Genomic DNA, 16,116 nt, shown 5'->3' on the forward strand with positions numbered 1-16,116 from the left:
GGCCCGTTCTCCGGGCCCGGCCCGCTCGCTCGCTCCGGCGTCAGTCGCGGCGGACGGCCTCCAGGTAGGTCAGCCGCCGGCCCCGCACCTCGGTCACGGCCAGGTCGAGGCCCTCGACCTGCACGGTGTCCCCGACCTCGGCGACCCGGCCCAGCCGGCTGACGACGTAGCCCGCCACGGTCTCGTACGGCCCGTCGGGCAGCGTCACGCCGGTCAGCTCGTCGAACTCCTCGATCGTCATGCCCGCCTCGACGACCGTCGTGCCGTCGGTCGACGGACGCCCCGCGCCCTCGACCGGGTCGTGCTCGTCGCGGATGTCGCCGACCATCTCCTCGACGAGGTCCTCCAGGGTGACGATGCCGTAGGTGCCGCCGTACTCGTCGACGACCACGGCCAGGTGGCGGCGCTCGCGCCGCATCTGGGACAGCGCCGGGATGAGGTGCGCGGTGGTCGGCAGGAAGAGCATGGTGCGGGCCAGCTCCCGGACGGGCGTCGTGCCCGGCGCCCCGAACAGGTCCCGCACGTGCAGCACGCCGATCACATCGTCGAAGTCGGTGCCGGTGACCGGGTAGCGCGAGTAGGGGCTGCGCTGCACGATCTCCAGGACCTCGGACACCGGCAGGTCGCCCGCGACGAACGTCACCTCGCCGCGCGGCCGCATCACCTCGCTGATCGACCGGTCCGCGGCGTCGAAGACATCGCTCAGGATGCGGCGCTCCTCGGCGGGCAGGCCCTCGTGGGCGACGACGACGTCCCGCAGCTCCTCCTCGGACATCCCCTCGGACGTCGCCCGCGGGTCGCCGCCGAGCAGGCGCACCACCGCGTTGGTGGACACCGACAGCAGCCACACGACCGGGCGCATCAGGCTCGCGAACCGGTCCAGCGGCGGCCCGACGATCAGCGCGACGCTCTGGGAGCGCTGGAGCGCGAACCGCTTCGGCACCAGCTCGCCCAGCACCAGGGACAGGTAGGCGATCACGAGCGTGAGGACGATGAGCGAGACCGTGCCGGCGACGTCGGACGGCAGGCCGATGCCCTCCAGCACGGGCACGAAGTCCGGGGCCAGCGTCGACGCGCCGTAGGCGGCGGAGAAGAACCCGGCGACGGTCACGCCGATCTGGACGGCGGCGAGGAACCGGTTGGGGTCCCTGGCCACGGCGGCGACCCGGGCACCGCGCCCGCCCTTGGCCTCCAGGCGGCCGATCTGGCTCTCCCGCAGCGAGACCAGGGCGATCTCCGTGCCGGCGAAGACGCCGCCGACCAGGATGAACACCAGCACCAGCGCGGCGTTGACCCACGTGTCCTGATCCATCAGGCGCCCGCCTCCCCCGTCCGGCGCGGTCGGTGGGCGCGGGGACTGTGTGCGTCATCCATGGCGACGAGTAGATGGGTCGCGCCATCCTGTGTCAAACCGGCACGGGCCCGGTCGCCGCGGTCAGTAGCTGTTGGGCGCCAGGACCGACTGCCAGTGCCACGGCTCGGGGTTGCGGCCGGACGGTTCGGCGAACGGCGGGTGCACCCAGCCATAGTCCTCGGCGTTGGCCTTGAGCCACTCGTACTGGGCCGAGCCGAACGCCTGCACGCCGCCGCCGATGTCGATCGCCAGGCCCGTGCCGTGGTTGGAGCAGCCCGGCGGCGCCGCGGTCTTGGACGACGGGTCGTACAGCGCCTCCTGCTCCGCGTAGGTGCGGTAGGAGGAGTTGATGGTCAGGTTCGTCCCGAACTCCGCCGCGTAGGCCGCGTTCAGCTCGGTCAGGTCGCCGACGACGTCCGCACGCACGTAGCTGCCCGAGGCGAACGGGATCTGGGCCAGCTCCGAGGCGGCCAGGTGCCCGTTCTCGGCGGACCACACCTGGTCGGGCTCGGGGCAGGTGCCGACGGGGGTGGTTCCGGTGTCGCCGGCGTCGTCGTCCTCCGCGGCCGGGTCGGTGCCGTCCGCCCCGGTGCTCGTCGCGTCGTCCTCGGCCGGAACCGGGACCGCCGCGACGGCCTCGCCGATATCCGCGGTCGCCCGGGCCATGTCCTTGGTCAGCAGCTTGGCCTGGCCGAGTACGTCGGCGAGGGTGTCCGTCTCGGCCGGCAGGTCCGCGTGGACGTCCGCCACCCGGCCCAGCACGTCGCCGGCCCGGGCCGTCAGGTCGGCCGCCTCGTCCAGCGCGGAGCGCAAGGCGTCCCGGCCGGCCGCGTCGGCGGCGGACGCGACCTGGACCTCCTCGCCCTCGGCCGCGGCGGCGCGCAGATCGGCCTGAGCGCTCTTCAGCCCGGACACCCCGCGCGCGAGCCGGACCCCCTGCCCCGAGACGACCACCGCGTCGGCGGCCTCGCGCAGTGCGGCGGACGTGGCACGCACGTCGTCGAGCCCGGCGGCCTCGTCCAGCGCCACGCGCTCCGCGTCCTTGATCGCCGCGCGGAGCGCACGCCGGGCGGGCGTCTTCGCCGCCTCGCCGTCCGGGCTCTCCAGCACGGCCCGGGCGCTCTCCAGCCCGCCGACCAGGTCGGCCCGGAGCGTCACGCTCTCGGTGCCGGCGGCCCGCGCCTCGGCCAGCACGGCGGGTGGGCCGGCGGGACCGGGTTCGAACAGGTCGAGCGCGTAGGCGCTGCCGGCGGCGACCACCAGGCTCGCCGCGCCGACGACGATGCCGATCGCCCACCGTCTGCGCCGTCGCGCACGTCCGCCGCGCCGCGGCGGCACGGATCTCGCGGACGCCGGCAGCTCCGGCCAGAGGGGCGTCCGAGTCAGCACCGACGAAATCTACTGCGCGGCCGGAGCTCCCGCACTGTATTGCCCCGGGAAATCGCTCAGGCCCGGAGATCCGTGGATCTCCGGGCCTGGCATTTGTAGCGGGGGCAGGATTTGAACCTGCGACCTCTGGGTTATGAGCCCAGCGAGCTACCGAGCTGCTCCACCCCGCGTCGGTGATCCCTACTTTACGCACCCCGAGCGACGAAGCGCAAACCGGGCCGTGCGGTCGAGACGCAGGTCACAGCCGGTCGAACCGATCCGGCCGTGGAACCATCGTCCCCATGACGACGGAGCTGAGCGATACCACCCTGTCCGCCGACCGGATCGTCCACCTCACCGACCAGCTTGCCGCACTGCCCCACCTGCGCCCCGGTCCCGGCACCAACGCCCTGTTCGGCGACCTGGTGCACACCGTCCTCGCGACGCCCGAACGCCAGGCCAGGGACCTGTTGGAGCACCCGGAGGTCCGGCGCCGCAAGGACGCCATCCGCGACCTCTCGGCGCGCGGCGAGACCGAGCTCGAGCGGGCCTGGGCGGAGCACGTCGCCACCGCCCCGGACGCCCGGGCCGCCCTCGACTCCTTTCCCTACCTCGACAACTACCGCCGGCTCACGGCCCTGGAGGCCGGGCTCGTGCTGCACGCGAGCGGCGGCACCGCGACCTCGGTCGCGGTGCTCGGCTGCGGGCCGCTGCCCCTGAGCACCCTCGGCTACGCCGCGGCGCTGGACGCGCCCGTCGTCGGCGTCGACCGGGATGCCACGGCGGTGGAGCTGGCCCGGCGGGTCGGTACGCGCCTCGGGTCCACGGCGGTCCGGTTCGAGCAGGCCGACGCCACCGAGGTCGGCCTCACGGATCACGACGTCGTCGTGCTCGCCGCCCTGGTGGGCGAGACGCCGTCGGCCAAGGCCGCGATCCTGCGGGCGGTGGGTCAGGCGATGCGGCCCGGCGCGCTGCTGCTCGCGCGCAGCGCGCACGGGATGCGCACCCTGCTGTACCCGCCGGTGGACCTGAGCGCCATGCCCGGGTTCGAGGTGCTGGAGGTGGTGCACCCCACCGACGACGTCATCAACTCGGTGGTGGTCGCCCGCCGGCTCGCATGAGAAAAGCCGGACCCCCAGGCCACCGAGGTGGCCTGGGGGTCCGGCAGGGAGGTCGAGGGCGTCAGCCCTGCTGCGCCTCCTCGGCCGCGATGGCCTCCTCCAGCGCCTTCTGGAGGCGGTCCTGCGCCTCGCCGTAGGCGGCCCAGTCACCGGCCCGCTGGGCGGTGTTGGAGTCCTCCAGGGCGGCCGCGGCGTCCTGCAGCGCGGCGTCCAGCTCGGAGGACGGCGCCTGGGTGCTGTCCGGCGTGGACTCGCCGGACGGCTCCTGGCTCGGCTCCTGCGTGGGCTCCGTGCCCGTGTCGCCCTCGCCCGTGGGCGGCGAGACCGGGGCCTCGTCCTCGGCCGCCGCACCGGCGTCGCCGGCCTGGGCGCCCGAGTCACCGCCGAACACCTGGTCCAGCGCCTCGTCGAGCGTGTCGGCGAAGCCGATGTCGTCACCGAACGAGACCAGCACCTTGCGCAGCAGCGGGAACTGGGTGCCACCGGTCGACTGGATGTACACCGGCTGCACGTACAGCAGGCCGCCACCCACGGGGAGCGTGAGCTGGTTGCCGCGCCGCACCGTGGAGGCACCGATCTGCAGGATGTTCAGCTGCTCGGAGATCGTCGGGTTCGAGTCGAAGTTGTTCTGCACCTGACCCGGTCCGGGGACGGTCGTGTCCCGTGGGAGCTCCAGCAGGCGTAGCTTGCCGTAGTCCTCGCCCCTCTTGCCTGCCTCGTTGCCCGCGTCCGCGTCCACCGCGAGGAACCCGGTCAGCACCTCTCGGTCGGTGTTACCGCCCGGGATGAACGTCGAGGTCAGCGAGAACGTGGACTCGTCCTGGCCCGGCATCTGCAGCGTCAGGTAGTACGGCGGCTGCAGCGGCGCGGTGGTCGCGTCCGAGGTGGGGTCGGTCGGGTTGTTCCAGAAGTCCTGGCCCGAGAAGAACTCCGCGGAGTCCGTCACGTGGTACTGGCTGAGCAGGGTGCGCTGCACCTTGAACAGGTCCTCCGGGTACCGCAGGTGGCTCATCAGGTCGCCGGAGATCTCCGTCATCGGCTTGATCGACCCCGGGAAGACGTTGCCCCAGGCCTTCAGGATCGGGTCCTGGTCGTCCCACGCGTACAGGTCGACCGAGCCGTCGTAGGCGTCGACCGTGGCCTTCACCGAGTTACGGATGTAGTTGACCTCCTCCGGCAGCTCGACCGGACCACCGGCCTGCTGGGTGAGGGTGTCCGCCACGGCCTCGTCGAGCGGGGTCGACGTCGAGTACGGGACGGCGTCGCTGGTCGTGTACGCGTCGACGATCCACTTCACGCGGCCGTCGACGACCGCCGGGTAGACCCGGTTGTCGAGCGTCAGCCACGGCGCGACCTTGCTGACGCGCTGCTGCGGGTCCCGGTCGTACAGGATCTGCGACTCGCTGGTCACGCGGTCGGAGAACAGGAGCTGCTCCTCGCCGAACTTCAGCGCGTACAGCAGCTTGCTGCCGAACGCACCGACGTCGGGGCCGGCGTCGCCGGTGAAGGTCGTGTTGACCTGCCCGCCGTCGTCGGCGTCGTCCGCCTGGTAGTCGAGCTCCCACGCCTTGGTGCCCTCGGGCGCGCCGACGATCGAGTACGTGGTGGTGCTCGGGCTGAAGTAGATGCGCGGCTCGTACTCGCCCTCGAGGTCGCTGATCGCGCCCTGCGACGGGATGCCGCCCTCGAAGAACGCCGGCCGGCCGTCCGGGCCCGGCTGGTTGCCGTAGGCGGCGACGACGCCGTAGCCGTGCGTGTACACGGTGTGGTCGTTGACCCAGTTGCGCTGGTCCTGGCCCAGGCCGTCGAGGTTCAGCTCGCGCACCGCGATCACGGTGTCGCGCGACTCGCCGTCGATCTCGTACTTGTCGACCGAGAGCGAGTCGTTGAAGTTGTAGTACTGCTTGTTCTGCTGCAGCTGGCGGAACGACGGCGACACGATCTGCGGGTCCAGGAGGCGGATGGAGGCCGCCGTGTCGGCGTCGGAACGCAGCGCGCCCTCCTCGGCCTGGGTCGTCGCGTCGTACGGTTCCTTCTCGACGTCGTCGATGCCGAAGGCCGACAGCGTCGCGTCGATGTTGCGCTGGATGTACTCGCTCTCCAGCTCCTGCGCGTTCGGGTTCACCTGGAAGCGCTGGACGACGGCGGGGTAGATGCCGCCGATCGCGATGGCCGAGACCACCATGAGCCCGACGCCGATCGCCGGCAGGCGCCAGTCGCCCCGGAAGGCGGTGACGATGAACAGCGCGGCCACGAAGATCGCGACCACCGCGAGGATGCCCTTGGCGGGGATCACGGCGTGCACGTCGGAGTAGGAGGCGCCGTCGAACCGGTCACCGGCGTTGGTCAGGATCGAGTACCGGTCCAGCCAGTAGTTGCCGGCGATCAGGAGCAGCAGCGCGGCGCCGATGACGGCCAGGTGGATGCGCGCGGCGGGCGTCGTGCGGGGACCGCCGGCCGCGGCCGGGCCCACCCGGAGGCCGCCGTACAGGTAGTGCGTGATCACTCCGGCGATGCCGGCGATCACCACGACCGAGATGAGGAACCCGACGGTGAACCGCAGCGCCGGGAGCAGGAAGACGAAGAACCCGAGGTCCATGCCGAACTGCGGGTCGGACTCACCGAACGGCTCGCTGTTGAAGGCCAGGAGCACGGTGCGCCACTGCGCGGAGGCCGCGACGCCGGCGAAGAAGCCGACGAGCACGGGGGCCGCGATCATCACGACCCGGCGCAGCGGCTCGACCGCCTCGCGGTACTGGTCGAGCGTGGCCTGCTCGGGGGTGCTCGGGGCGTACACGGGGCGCGAGCGGTAGGCCGCGGTGAACGACCAGAACACGGCGCCCGCCATGATCACGAAGCCACCGGCGAACAGGGCGGCGCGCATGCCCCACTCGGTCCAGATCACCCGGGAGAACCCGAGCTGCCCGAACCACATCACCTCGGTCCAGAACTGCGCTAGGAGGAGCAGGGCCGCGATGACGACGGCGACCGCGACGACCGCCACCCCCAGGGGACTGCGTCGTCGGGCTCGGGGTGCGCCGCCGGATGGGCGACGAGGTGCTGCGGCGAAGGACACTTCTGCGTTACCTCACGTCATGAATGGTTGGGCCGTACGCAGTTGGAACGGCCAGGCTCTGGTCAAGGTTCCCACCACAAGGTTCCCACATCCTCCAGATGTGCAACACGTCGTCAACGACTCGGCAGGTGCGTCAGGAGCACGTCGGGAGGTCGGCCCCTTCGCCCCGCCCGATCTGCTCGACGGCGTCCCGCGCCTCGGCCAGCGTGGCCACCCGCACCACGTGCAGCCCGTCGGGCACGTTGCCCACCACCTGGTCGCAGTTGTCCGCCGGCGCCAGGAACCAGTCGGCGCCGTCGCGCTGCGCGCCGTACAGCTTCTGCTCGATACCGCCGATCGGGCCCACGGTGCCCTCGGGGCTCATGGTCCCGGTGCCCGCGATGACCTCGCCGTTCGCCTCGTCCTCGGGCGTGAGCTTGTCGATGATGCCGAGCGCGAACATGGTGCCCGCGCTGGGACCGCCGATGTTCTCGATCTCGATGGAGACGTCCACCGGGAAGTCGTAGTGCGGGTCGATGAAGACGCCGAGCACGGCGCGCTGGCCGTTGTCGGCGGTCGTGATGGTGACGTCCTCGGTGCTGTCGCCGCGCCGCACGCCGAGCGTCACGTCGTCGCCCGGCGTCGTCTGCGCCAGCCCGTCGATGAGGTCGGCGTAGGTGCCCACGGGTTCACCCTGGAACTCGGTGATCACGTCGCCCTTCTCCAGCTTGCCCTCGGCGCCGGACCCGGGCTCCGTGCCGGCGACGTCGAGCACGGCGGGCACGTCGTAGCCGAGCTCGGTCAGCGCCGCGGCGGTGGCCGACTCCTGCGAGGACACCATCTCCGCCTGGCTGACCTCCTGCTGCTCCTCCTTGGTGGTCGCCTCGGGGAAGATCGCCTCCACGGGGAGCACGGAGCGCCGCGGGTCCAGCCAGCCCTGGATCACCTGGCCGGCCAGCATCGGATAACCCGGGCCTCCCAGCACGGAGACGGTGGTGAGGCGCAGCTCGCCCGTGGACTCGTAGGTGCGGGCGCCCTCGATCTGGATCAGGTTGCGCTCCAGCGTGTCCTCCGTGGGCCCCGGCGAGCGCATGGCGTACGGCGTGGGCACGACCAGCGCCAACGCGGACAGGACGGCCGTGAGCAGCAAGGACACCCCCAGCGTGACCGTGCGGCGGGTGATCGGCGCAGCCGCGGTGCCCGAGTCGTCGAACGGCGACGGCTCGGGTTGCGGGGAGTGCTGGAGGTCGCGCATGTCAGTCACCGGCCCATCATTCCTCACTTGGCTGAGGGTTCCGTGAATCGCACTCCGCGACGGCCCCTTAGGCAAAGTTTTTCCACTTGAACGGTGTGTTATACCCCACCTTGACGCCGATAACCGGTACGGTCGTTCCGTGGCCCACGACGCCCTGACGTCCGTGGAGGTACGCCGGAGCCTCCGGCGGACCGCCACGGTGAGCGCATACCGCGACGGTGGACGGACCATCGTCGCCATTCCTGCGCGCTTCTCTCGGGCGCAGGAACGGGAGTGGGTGGCGAAGATGGTAGCCCGGCTCGAGGACAAGGAGCGGCGCCGCCGCCCGTCCGACCAGGAGCTCACCGACCGCGCCACCGAGCTCTCCGCCAAGTACCTCGACGGCCGGGCTCACCCCTCCAGCGTGCGCTGGTCGAACAACCAGGGCCGGCGCTGGGGATCGTGCACGCTGCTGGACGGCTCGATCCGCATCTCGACGCGGCTGCAGGGCATGCCGGCGTGGGTGCTCGACTACGTGCTGCTGCACGAGCTCGCGCACCTGCTGCACGCCGGCCACGGTCCGGAGTTCTGGAAGATCCTCGAGGTCTACCCCCGCACGGACCGGGCGCGCGGCTTCCTGGAGGGCGCGTCGTTCACGCAGGACGACCCGGGGACCGCCACCCCGGACGACGAGCAGGACTGACCTACTTCTCCGGGTCCGCCGCGTCGTCCGGGTCGCCCTCGCCGAAGATCTCCTTGAGCGCCGCGTCGATGTCGGCGTGCTCGTTCTCCGCCGCCTCGCGGCGCACCAGGTAGCCGGCCGGGTCGTCCAGGTCCTGGGTGCCGGGCAGCAGGTCGGGGTGGTCCCACACGGCGTCGCGCCCCTCGGTGCCCTGGGCGCGGGCCACGATCGAGAACAGGGTCGCCGCGTCGCGGGACCGGCGCGGCCGCAGCTCCAGGCCGACCAGCGTCGAGAACGTCTGCTCGGCGGGACCGCCCGCGGCCCGGCGGCGGCGGATCATCTCGCGCAGCGGGATGGCGTGCGGCAGGTGCGGCAGCGCGGCCATGGCGCTGACCTCGTCCACCCAGCCCTCCACCAGCGCGAGCGTGGTCTCCAGGTTGAGGAGCACGGCCTTCTGCTCGTCCGTGTTCTGCAGGCCGAAGACGCCGCCGGACAGGGCGCTGCGCAGCGCGTCGGAGTCGGCGAGGTCGATGTCGCGCACCTGGGCCTCGAGCGCGTCGAGGTCGATGGTGATGCCGCGGGCGTACCGCTCCACGATCGACAGCAGGTGCGACCGGAGCCACGGGACGTGGGTGAACAGGCGCGCGTGGGCCGCCTCGCGGACCGCGAGGAACTGGCGGACCTCCTCCAGCGGGGCGTCCAGGCCGTCGGCGAACGCCGCCACGTTGGTGGGCAGCAGCACGGTGTCGGGGCTGTCGAGCAGCGGCAGGCCGACGTCGGTGGCGCCGAACACCTCGCGCGAGAGCGTGCCGGCCGCCTGGCCGACCTGCATGCCGAAGACGGCGGAGCCGAGCCGGCGCATCATCTGGGCCGGGTCGATCGAGCCGCCCAGGCCGTGCAGCACGCCGGCGGGCATGCCGGGCACGGCCTCGCCGTCGTCGACGCCCTCGGGGAGCTGGTCGCGCAGCACCGTGGCCAGGGCGTCCGCGACGGACGCGGCGACCGGTGCCGCGAGCTCGTTCCACACGGGGAGCGTGGCCTCGACCCACTCGGACCGGTTCCAGGCGCGCCTGGTCCCGCCGGCGGGCGGGAGGTCGGTGACGGCGTCGAGCCAGAGCTCGGCCACCCCCAGGGCGTCGGTGGCGTCCTTGGCCTGCTTGCCCGTCAGGGACGGGTCGCCCTCGCTGACGGCGACCTGCCGCGCGACGTCGTGCGCGACGTCGGCGTTGACGGGTCCGGTGCCCTCGGCCGAGAGCATCTTCTGCACCTGGGCCAGGGCGTACTGCATCATCACGGGGTCGGGCGCGCCGCCGAGCGCGGTCGGGTCGATGCCCCGCTCGCGCATCTCGGCCATCACTTCGTCTGCGCCTTCGCCGAGCATGGAGCGCAGCATCTCCTCCCACGACTGGGGAGACTCGCCGGGCTGGTGCTGGTCGCTCATAGTGTTCACCGTAACCGGGTCGGCAAGCGTTGCGCCGTCCATTTGGCTCTGGGCGCAGCCGGGAACTTCCGGCCGGCCAGATGCTTTGAATATCCTCCCGGGCCTGTGGACAACGCCCAGGGGGCGCCGCCGTCGGGCATCGTTACGGGCATGACGAGCACTCCCGCCCTCCGGCTGCGGCCCGGCACGCCCGTGCTCAGCAGAGGCGGCGGTCAGGTGCAGTGCGGCTCCGACCCGCGCTGGTCGTTCGTGCTGTCCGGGCTCACCCCGGCCGAGGAGTCCTGGCTGGAGGAGATCGCCGAGCGCAGGCACGTGAGCGTCGAGCAGTCCGCGGCGCGGTGCGGGGTGGGCGTCGAGCGGCGCGACGAGGTCATGGCCGTCCTGTTCCGGGCGGGGGTGCTGGTACCGGTCCCGGGCCCGGTCGGCGCGGTGACGGCCCCGGCGGACGGCGCGGCGGATGCGACCGTGCTCGGGATGCTCCGGCCCGACGGCGCCGGGCTGGCCACGCTCGCCGCTCGTGCGGAACGGGTGGTCGGCCTGGCGGGGCTGGGCCGCCTCGGCACGGCGGTCGCCCTGCACCTCGCGACGGCGGGGGTGGGCGGCCTGGTGCTGCACGACCCCCTGCCGGTGCAGACCACCGACGTGGGGCTGGGCGGCCTGCGGACCGCCGACGTCGGGCAGGCGCGCGACGCCGCGGTGCGGGCGCTGCTCGCGGAACGTTCCCCGCGGGTCGCGGTCCGGGTGGACGGCGGCGGCGCGGGGCTGGACCCCGAGGCGCTCGACGCCGTGGTGGTCACCGAGCCGCATGCCGCGCACCCGGCGCGGTACCAGCGGCTGCTCGGGCTCGGCGTCCCGCACCTACCGGTCGTGGTGCGCGAGGCCGACGTGGTGGTGGGCCCGCTGGTGCGGCCGGGCCGGTCCGCGTGCGTGAGCTGCGTGGACCTCGCCCGCGCGGACGCCGACCGGGAGTGGCCGGCGCTGGCGGCGCAGCTCCGCGAGACGGCGGAGCCGACCCACGAGGCCACGCTCGCCGCCGTGGCCGCGGCGACGGCCGCGGGCCAGGTGCTCGCCCAGCTGGACGGGCACCGGCCCACGGCCGTCGGTGCGTGCCTGGAGATCTCCCTGCCGGCCGGGCTCCCCCGAGCCCGGCCGGTGGAGCCGCACCCGCGCTGCGGGTGCGTGGTCCTCCCGGTACGGGCGGCCTGACCAGCGGCGGATCATGCGGCAGCGACGCTCTCCGACTTGCGCGGCCGGCCGCGGCCACGCTTGCGGGCGACGACGGCGCCGTCCACGAAGACCTCACCGCCCCAGACGCCCCACGGCTCGTTGCGCTCGAGAGCGCCCGCGAGGCAGCCCTCGATGAGGGGGCACGTACGGCAGAGGGCCTTGGCCTGCTCCACCTGCGTGCTGTGCTCGGCGAACCACAGCTCCGGGTCGTTGGTACGGCACGGCAGCAGTGTGTCCATGATCCGGTTGAACTCCGCCGAGTCCGAACCGGTCCCGCTCGTGGCGGGGTGTTGAGGCGGGTCCCAGGGGCCCGAGCCGCCCTGGGGAAGAGTGTCGAGGAGCGCAGTGAGGCGCACGGTTGTCTCCTGTGTCCTGAAGGAACGTCGTCGATGAACGTTGGTGGTGCAGGACCCAGGGGCTAGATCCTTGCCGGGCCGGCCGAGGTTGGGCCGGATCTCCGGGCAAGAATTAAGGCCGCGGGTCCTAGGTGGACTCCGCGGCCTGGAACTCTTCGGTCGTTAGACCGGTGAGTCTCCTGGAGATGCGGAGTCGGGTGCGAGAGCGGACGGCTTGACGCCTCCGCGGTGAGTGCGCGCGCGGAAAGGCAGAGCTGCGCCAGTGGCCGGGACGGGCTCGTAGCCGAGCACGTGCTTGCACACCTGCAGATCCGTCTGCGGAATCATGTTCATCTCCAATGCACCCACCTCCTCACTCGAATCCGGGCCAGATCTTTCGATCTCGCCCACTGCTGTCAGGGACATCTGAACACTATGCCGGGCCGCCGTGGCGAGCCAACTCTTTTTCCAAACTTTCTTGAGAAGTTTTTCGGACTCCCTCGGGAGGCCCCGGAAACGGCTCAAGAAGGCGGAGAACTGGCCACGATCGCGAGGATCGTGGCGCCGTACCGGTCGATCTTCGCAGGACCGATCCCGTTCACGCGAGCAAGTTCGGTCGTGCCCGAAGGTCGGATCTCCGCGATGGCCGCGAGGGTCGCGTCCGTGAGCACCGTGTACGCGGGCTTGTCCGTCTCGCGGGCCACCTCGCGCCGCCACTCGCGCAGGGCGTCGAAGAGCGCGGCGTCGTGCTCGCCGGTCAGCAGCGCGCGGGCCTGCCCCTTGGGGGCCGTCCGCGCGCGCGGCGCACGCTGCTCGTCCGGCCAGAGCCCGTCCAGGAACCGGGTGCGCTTGCGCGAGGCGCGCCCGCCCGGGTTCCGCGAGCGCCCGAACGACACGTCCAGGTGCTCGCGCGCGCGGGTGATCCCCACGTAGAGCAGGCGACGCTCCTCGTGCACGGCGTCGTCGGTCTCGGCCAGGGAGATGGGCATCAGGCCCTCGCTCATCCCGGCGAGGAACACGGCGTCCCACTCCAGGCCCTTGGCCGCGTGCAGCGAGGCGAGCGTGACGCCCTCGACCGTGGGCGCGTGCTGGGCGGAGGCGCGCTCGTCGAGCTCCGCGACCAGCCCGGACACGGTCGCCGGCTCCTCGGGCGGCGCGGCGGCCGCCAGGTCGTCGGCCAGCGCGACGAGCGCCTGCATCGCGTCCCAGCGCTCCCGTGCGGCTCCGCGGCCGGCGGGCGCCCGGTCGGCCCAGCCGGCGGCGGCCAGCACGTCGCGCACCTGGTCCGGCATCGACAGCGCCGGGTCGGCGGAGCGGGCGGCCCCGCGGAGCAGCACGATCGCGTCGCGGACCTCCTTGCGCTGGAAGAACCGCTGGCCGCCGCGCACCAGGTAGCCCACGCCGGCGTCGGCGAGGGCGGACTCGAACGCCTCGGACTGCGCGTTGGTGCGGTACAGGACGGCGATCTCGCTCGGCTTGACCCCCGACCCGATCAGCCGGGCGGCGCGGGTCGCGATGCCCTTCGCCTCGGCCTCGTCGTCGTCGTACGCCGTGAAGGCGACCGCCGGGCCGGGCTCGCGCTGCGCGATCAGCTCGAGCGCCTGGTGCGCGCCGCCGGCGCGGCCGGCGCGCTTGAGCACCTCGTTGGCCAGGTTCACCACCTGGGGCGTGGACCGGTAGTCGCGCACCAGGCGGATCTCCTGCGCCTCCGGGTAGGCGCGCCGGAACTCCAGGAGGTGGCGCGGGGTGGCGCCGGTGAAGGAGTAGATGGTCTGCGACGGGTCGCCGACCACGCACAGCTCCTTGCGCCCGCCCAGCCACTGGTCCAGCAGGAACTGCTGCAGCGGCGAGACGTCCTGGTACTCGTCCACGACGAAGTGCCGGTACTGCGAGCGGACCTCGTCCGCCACGATCTTGTGGCTGTTCAGCATGTCCGCGAGCATGAGCAGCACGTCCTCGAAGTCGATGACCTCGCGCTCCGTCTTCACGTCCTCGTAGGCCGTGATCAGCCGGGCCACCGTCTGCGCGTCGTAGCCCGACGGCGCCTCGCGGCCGGTCGCGTACGCCGCCTTCTCGTAGTCGTCGGCGGTCACGAGCGAGACCTTGGCCCACTCGACCTCGCTGCTCAGGTCACGGACCGCCACGCGGTCCACGCTCAGGCCGATGCGCCGCGCGGCCTCGGCCACGATCTGCGCCTTGAACTCCTGCAGGCGCGGAGGGGCGCCGCCCACCACCCGGGGCCAGAAGTAGCCGAGCTGCCGCAGCGCGGCGGAGTGGAACGTGCGGGCCTGCACACCCTGGACGCCGAGGCCCCGCAGACGCGTGCGCATCTCCCCCGCCGCCCGCGCCGTGAACGTCACCGCCAGCACGCTGGTCGGCTTGTACGCCCCGATGCGGACGCCGTAGGCGATGCGGTGCGTGATGGCCCGGGTCTTGCCCGTCCCCGCTCCCGCCAGCACGACCACGGGCCCGTTGAGCGCGAGGGCGACCTCGCGCTGCTCGGGGTCGAGGGCGGTCAGGATCGCGTCAGGGCTCAGCGGTCCAGGATGATTCGAACCACCGGCGGAGTTGGTCTGGGTGAGCATCTCTGCGATTCTCGCAGCAACCACCGACAAGGAGAACAGATGTCCGAGACGACCACGCCGCTCCCCGAGGACGGGACCGTCCTCATGTACTCGACCACCTGGTGCGGGTACTGCCGGCGGCTGCGCACGCAGCTCGACTCCGAGGGCATCGGCTACACCGTCATCGACATCGAGGAGCAGCCGGAGGCCGCCGCGTACGTGGAGCAGGTCAACGGCGGCAACCAGACCGTGCCCACCGTGGTCTTCCCGGACGGCTCGGCCGTGACCAACCCGAGCCTCGTCCAGGTGAAGCAGGCCCTGGCGGTCTGAGGCGGGCAGCGAGAGGGGGCCGACGTCGTCGTCGGCCCCCTTCTTCGTGTCTCGAACCTTGTTACGCAAGTCTTGTTAAGCAAGTCTTGTATTGCAAGTCTTGCTATACAAGGTTACCGTTCTCGTCATGACCGAAGAGCGCATCGCAACGAACCTCCGCAAGGGAGTGCTCGAGTACTGCGTGCTCGCGCTGCTCTCCCGCGGTGAGAAGTACGGCCTCGAGCTGGCCGACGACCTCACCTCGCGCGAGCTCATCGCGAGCGAGGGCAGCCTGTACCCGCTGCTGGCCCGCATGCGCGAGAACGGGCTCGTCGAGCCGCGGTGGGACTCGTCCGGCACCGGGCGCCCCCGCCGCTACTACGCCATCACCGACCACGGCACCGAACAGCTCACCACCTTCGCGAAGGTCTGGGCGTCGCTCGGCGCACAGGTCGACGCCCTTCTGGAGGGATCACGATGACCGAGAGGGACACGATGAACGCGAACGCCGAGGACACCTACCTGCGCGACGTCGGCAAGCGCCTGCGGACGCTCACCGCCGACCAGCGGGCCGCCGTGCTCGACGACGTCCGGGCCCACTTCGCGGACGCTGCCGACGCGGGCCGCTCCCCCGAGCAGGCCGCGGAGAGCCTCGGCGACCCGGCACAGTTCACCGAGCGCGTGCGGGCCGAGCTGGGGCACGACGCCGGCCGGACGGACCGGATGCGGCGCGTGCTGCAGTGGCTGGCGACGGGCGCGGCGGTCTTCACCGCGATGTTCGTCTCGTTCGTGTGGCCCGGCGACACCCTGCCGGGCCTGGACACCCAGGTCGATCAGTACGGCTTCGGCATCGTGCTGCTGAACCTGATCCCGGCACTGGTCGCCGCGCTCCCGCTCCTCGTGCCGGCGCGGGCCCGCACGGCCACCACCGTGGCGGTCGCCGTCGTGCTGACGGTGCTGAGCCTCGCCGGCACCACCACGTTCCACACGCTCACCGCCATGCTCGCGTGGGCCGCGGTCGTCGTGCCGGTGATCGCGCGCCGCGGCCGCCCCGCGGCAGGCTGGCGCATCACCGGCGCCGCGCTCACCGCCGTGCCCGCGCTCCTGGGCATCCTCGGCGGCCTCGTCGGGTCCTGGGACATGGAGGTCTCGTCCCTGCTCTGGAGCGGCGGTTTCATCGCCGTCGGTGCGCTGATCGCGGTGCCCAGGGCGTGGGCCGGCGCCGTCGTCACCGCGGCCGGGGTAGCGGTGCTGGTGATGTCCACGCTCGACCTGGGGATGCTCACTCTCGGCATCTGGTGGGCCGGCGGGGTGCTCTTCACCGTCGGGGTGAGCCACGCCGTCGCGCACGCGCGGCCGCGCCCCCCGGCCGGCGAGTGACCGCGAGGCGACCCTCGACCGGCCTGACCGGGCGGCCGGGAGGCCG

At 72.5% G+C, this 16,116-nt stretch carries 13 protein-coding genes and 1 tRNA gene; 6 read left to right on the plus strand and 8 right to left on the minus strand.

Translation table 11 applies throughout. The features are described 5' to 3' along the window. Positions 1-40: 40 nt before the first annotated feature. The 3 genes from ACFU5G_RS22770 to ACFU5G_RS22780 all read right to left on the minus strand — a co-directional run bounded on the left by ACFU5G_RS22770 (position 41) and on the right by ACFU5G_RS22780 (position 2,913). Positions 41-1,312, minus strand: a complete 1,272-nt coding sequence (locus ACFU5G_RS22770; protein WP_377249912.1) for a hemolysin family protein — start codon at positions 1,310-1,312, stop codon at positions 41-43. Between the two features lie 123 nt (positions 1,313-1,435). Then, complete coding sequence (locus tag ACFU5G_RS22775; RefSeq protein ID WP_377249914.1) at positions 1,436-2,743, minus strand: M15 family metallopeptidase; 1,308 nt, start codon at positions 2,741-2,743, stop codon at positions 1,436-1,438. A 96-nt stretch (positions 2,744-2,839) separates the two neighbouring features. After that, a tRNA-Met gene (locus ACFU5G_RS22780) sits at positions 2,840-2,913 on the minus strand. A 111-nt stretch (positions 2,914-3,024) separates the two neighbouring features. Between ACFU5G_RS22780 and ACFU5G_RS22785 the strand changes: the two genes are divergently transcribed. Continuing rightward, on the plus strand, positions 3,025-3,843 hold the full coding sequence (locus ACFU5G_RS22785; RefSeq protein ID WP_377249917.1) for a nicotianamine synthase family protein: 819 nt from the start codon (positions 3,025-3,027) through the stop codon (positions 3,841-3,843). A gap of 61 nt (positions 3,844-3,904) precedes the next feature. On the opposite strand, the gene ACFU5G_RS22790 is transcribed toward ACFU5G_RS22785, so the two are convergent. Next, positions 3,905-6,919, minus strand: coding sequence for a UPF0182 family protein (locus tag ACFU5G_RS22790; protein ID WP_377249919.1), 3,015 nt, complete (start codon positions 6,917-6,919; stop codon positions 3,905-3,907). Between the two features lie 133 nt (positions 6,920-7,052). After that, positions 7,053-8,153, minus strand: a complete 1,101-nt coding sequence (locus ACFU5G_RS22795) for a PDZ domain-containing protein (protein ID WP_377249938.1) — start codon at positions 8,151-8,153, stop codon at positions 7,053-7,055. 139 nt (positions 8,154-8,292) lie between these two features. Between ACFU5G_RS22795 and ACFU5G_RS22800 the strand changes: the two genes are divergently transcribed. Beyond that, complete coding sequence (locus tag ACFU5G_RS22800; RefSeq protein WP_377249922.1) at positions 8,293-8,835, plus strand: SprT-like domain-containing protein; 543 nt, start codon at positions 8,293-8,295, stop codon at positions 8,833-8,835. 1 nt (position 8,836) lies between these two features. Here the strand turns inward: ACFU5G_RS22800 and ACFU5G_RS22805 are convergent, their stop codons facing one another. After that, complete coding sequence (locus ACFU5G_RS22805; protein ID WP_377249925.1) at positions 8,837-10,255, minus strand: zinc-dependent metalloprotease; 1,419 nt, start codon at positions 10,253-10,255, stop codon at positions 8,837-8,839. A 150-nt stretch (positions 10,256-10,405) separates the two neighbouring features. Here ACFU5G_RS22805 and ACFU5G_RS22810 point away from each other — a divergent pair, with 150 nt between their 5' ends. Further along, positions 10,406-11,461, plus strand: coding sequence for a thiamine biosynthesis protein ThiF (locus ACFU5G_RS22810; RefSeq protein ID WP_377249928.1), 1,056 nt, complete (start codon positions 10,406-10,408; stop codon positions 11,459-11,461). Positions 11,462-11,472: 11 nt separating this feature from the next. Here ACFU5G_RS22810 and ACFU5G_RS22815 read toward each other — a convergent pair whose 3' ends face one another. Further along, positions 11,473-11,838, minus strand: a complete 366-nt coding sequence (locus ACFU5G_RS22815) for a WhiB family transcriptional regulator (RefSeq protein WP_026365865.1) — start codon at positions 11,836-11,838, stop codon at positions 11,473-11,475. A 500-nt stretch (positions 11,839-12,338) separates the two neighbouring features. After that, the gene (locus ACFU5G_RS22820; protein ID WP_377249930.1) at positions 12,339-14,402 is read right to left on the minus strand and encodes an ATP-dependent helicase; all 2,064 of its coding nucleotides are present in this window, start codon (positions 14,400-14,402) and stop codon (positions 12,339-12,341) included. Between the two features lie 39 nt (positions 14,403-14,441). Between ACFU5G_RS22820 and ACFU5G_RS22825 the strand changes: the two genes are divergently transcribed. The 3 genes from ACFU5G_RS22825 to ACFU5G_RS22835 all read left to right on the plus strand — a co-directional run bounded on the left by ACFU5G_RS22825 (position 14,442) and on the right by ACFU5G_RS22835 (position 16,070). Then, complete coding sequence (locus ACFU5G_RS22825) at positions 14,442-14,711, plus strand: mycoredoxin (RefSeq protein WP_377249932.1); 270 nt, start codon at positions 14,442-14,444, stop codon at positions 14,709-14,711. A 127-nt stretch (positions 14,712-14,838) separates the two neighbouring features. Continuing rightward, on the plus strand, positions 14,839-15,171 hold the full coding sequence (locus tag ACFU5G_RS22830; protein ID WP_377218884.1) for a PadR family transcriptional regulator: 333 nt from the start codon (positions 14,839-14,841) through the stop codon (positions 15,169-15,171). Beyond that, positions 15,168-16,070 carry a DUF1700 domain-containing protein gene (locus tag ACFU5G_RS22835; protein WP_377249935.1) on the plus strand — a complete coding sequence of 301 codons (903 nt, stop codon included), beginning with the start codon at positions 15,168-15,170 and terminating at the stop codon, positions 16,068-16,070. Before ACFU5G_RS22830 ends, ACFU5G_RS22835 begins: the two co-directional genes overlap by 4 nt. Positions 16,071-16,116: the final 46 nt, after the last annotated feature.

Source organism: Promicromonospora sp. NPDC057488 (genome assembly GCF_042802395.1).
GTDB lineage: Bacteria > Actinomycetota > Actinomycetes > Actinomycetales > Cellulomonadaceae > Promicromonospora.

Coding starts and splice junctions, on each gene's coding strand:
- ACFU5G_RS22770 (WP_377249912.1), bottom strand. CDS start 1,312: ATGGATCAGGACACGTGGGTCAACGCCGCGCTGGTGCTGGTGTTCATC.
- ACFU5G_RS22785 (WP_377249917.1), top strand. CDS start 3,025: ATGACGACGGAGCTGAGCGATACCACCCTGTCCGCCGACCGGATCGTC.
- ACFU5G_RS22795 (WP_377249938.1), bottom strand. CDS start 8,153: ATGCGCGACCTCCAGCACTCCCCGCAACCCGAGCCGTCGCCGTTCGAC.
- ACFU5G_RS22805 (WP_377249925.1), bottom strand. CDS start 10,255: ATGAGCGACCAGCACCAGCCCGGCGAGTCTCCCCAGTCGTGGGAGGAG.
- ACFU5G_RS22810 (WP_377249928.1), top strand. CDS start 10,406: ATGACGAGCACTCCCGCCCTCCGGCTGCGGCCCGGCACGCCCGTGCTC.
- ACFU5G_RS22820 (WP_377249930.1), bottom strand. CDS start 14,402: ATGCTCACCCAGACCAACTCCGCCGGTGGTTCGAATCATCCTGGACCG.
- ACFU5G_RS22825 (WP_377249932.1), top strand. CDS start 14,442: ATGTCCGAGACGACCACGCCGCTCCCCGAGGACGGGACCGTCCTCATG.
- ACFU5G_RS22830 (WP_377218884.1), top strand. CDS start 14,839: ATGACCGAAGAGCGCATCGCAACGAACCTCCGCAAGGGAGTGCTCGAG.
- ACFU5G_RS22835 (WP_377249935.1), top strand. CDS start 15,168: ATGACCGAGAGGGACACGATGAACGCGAACGCCGAGGACACCTACCTG.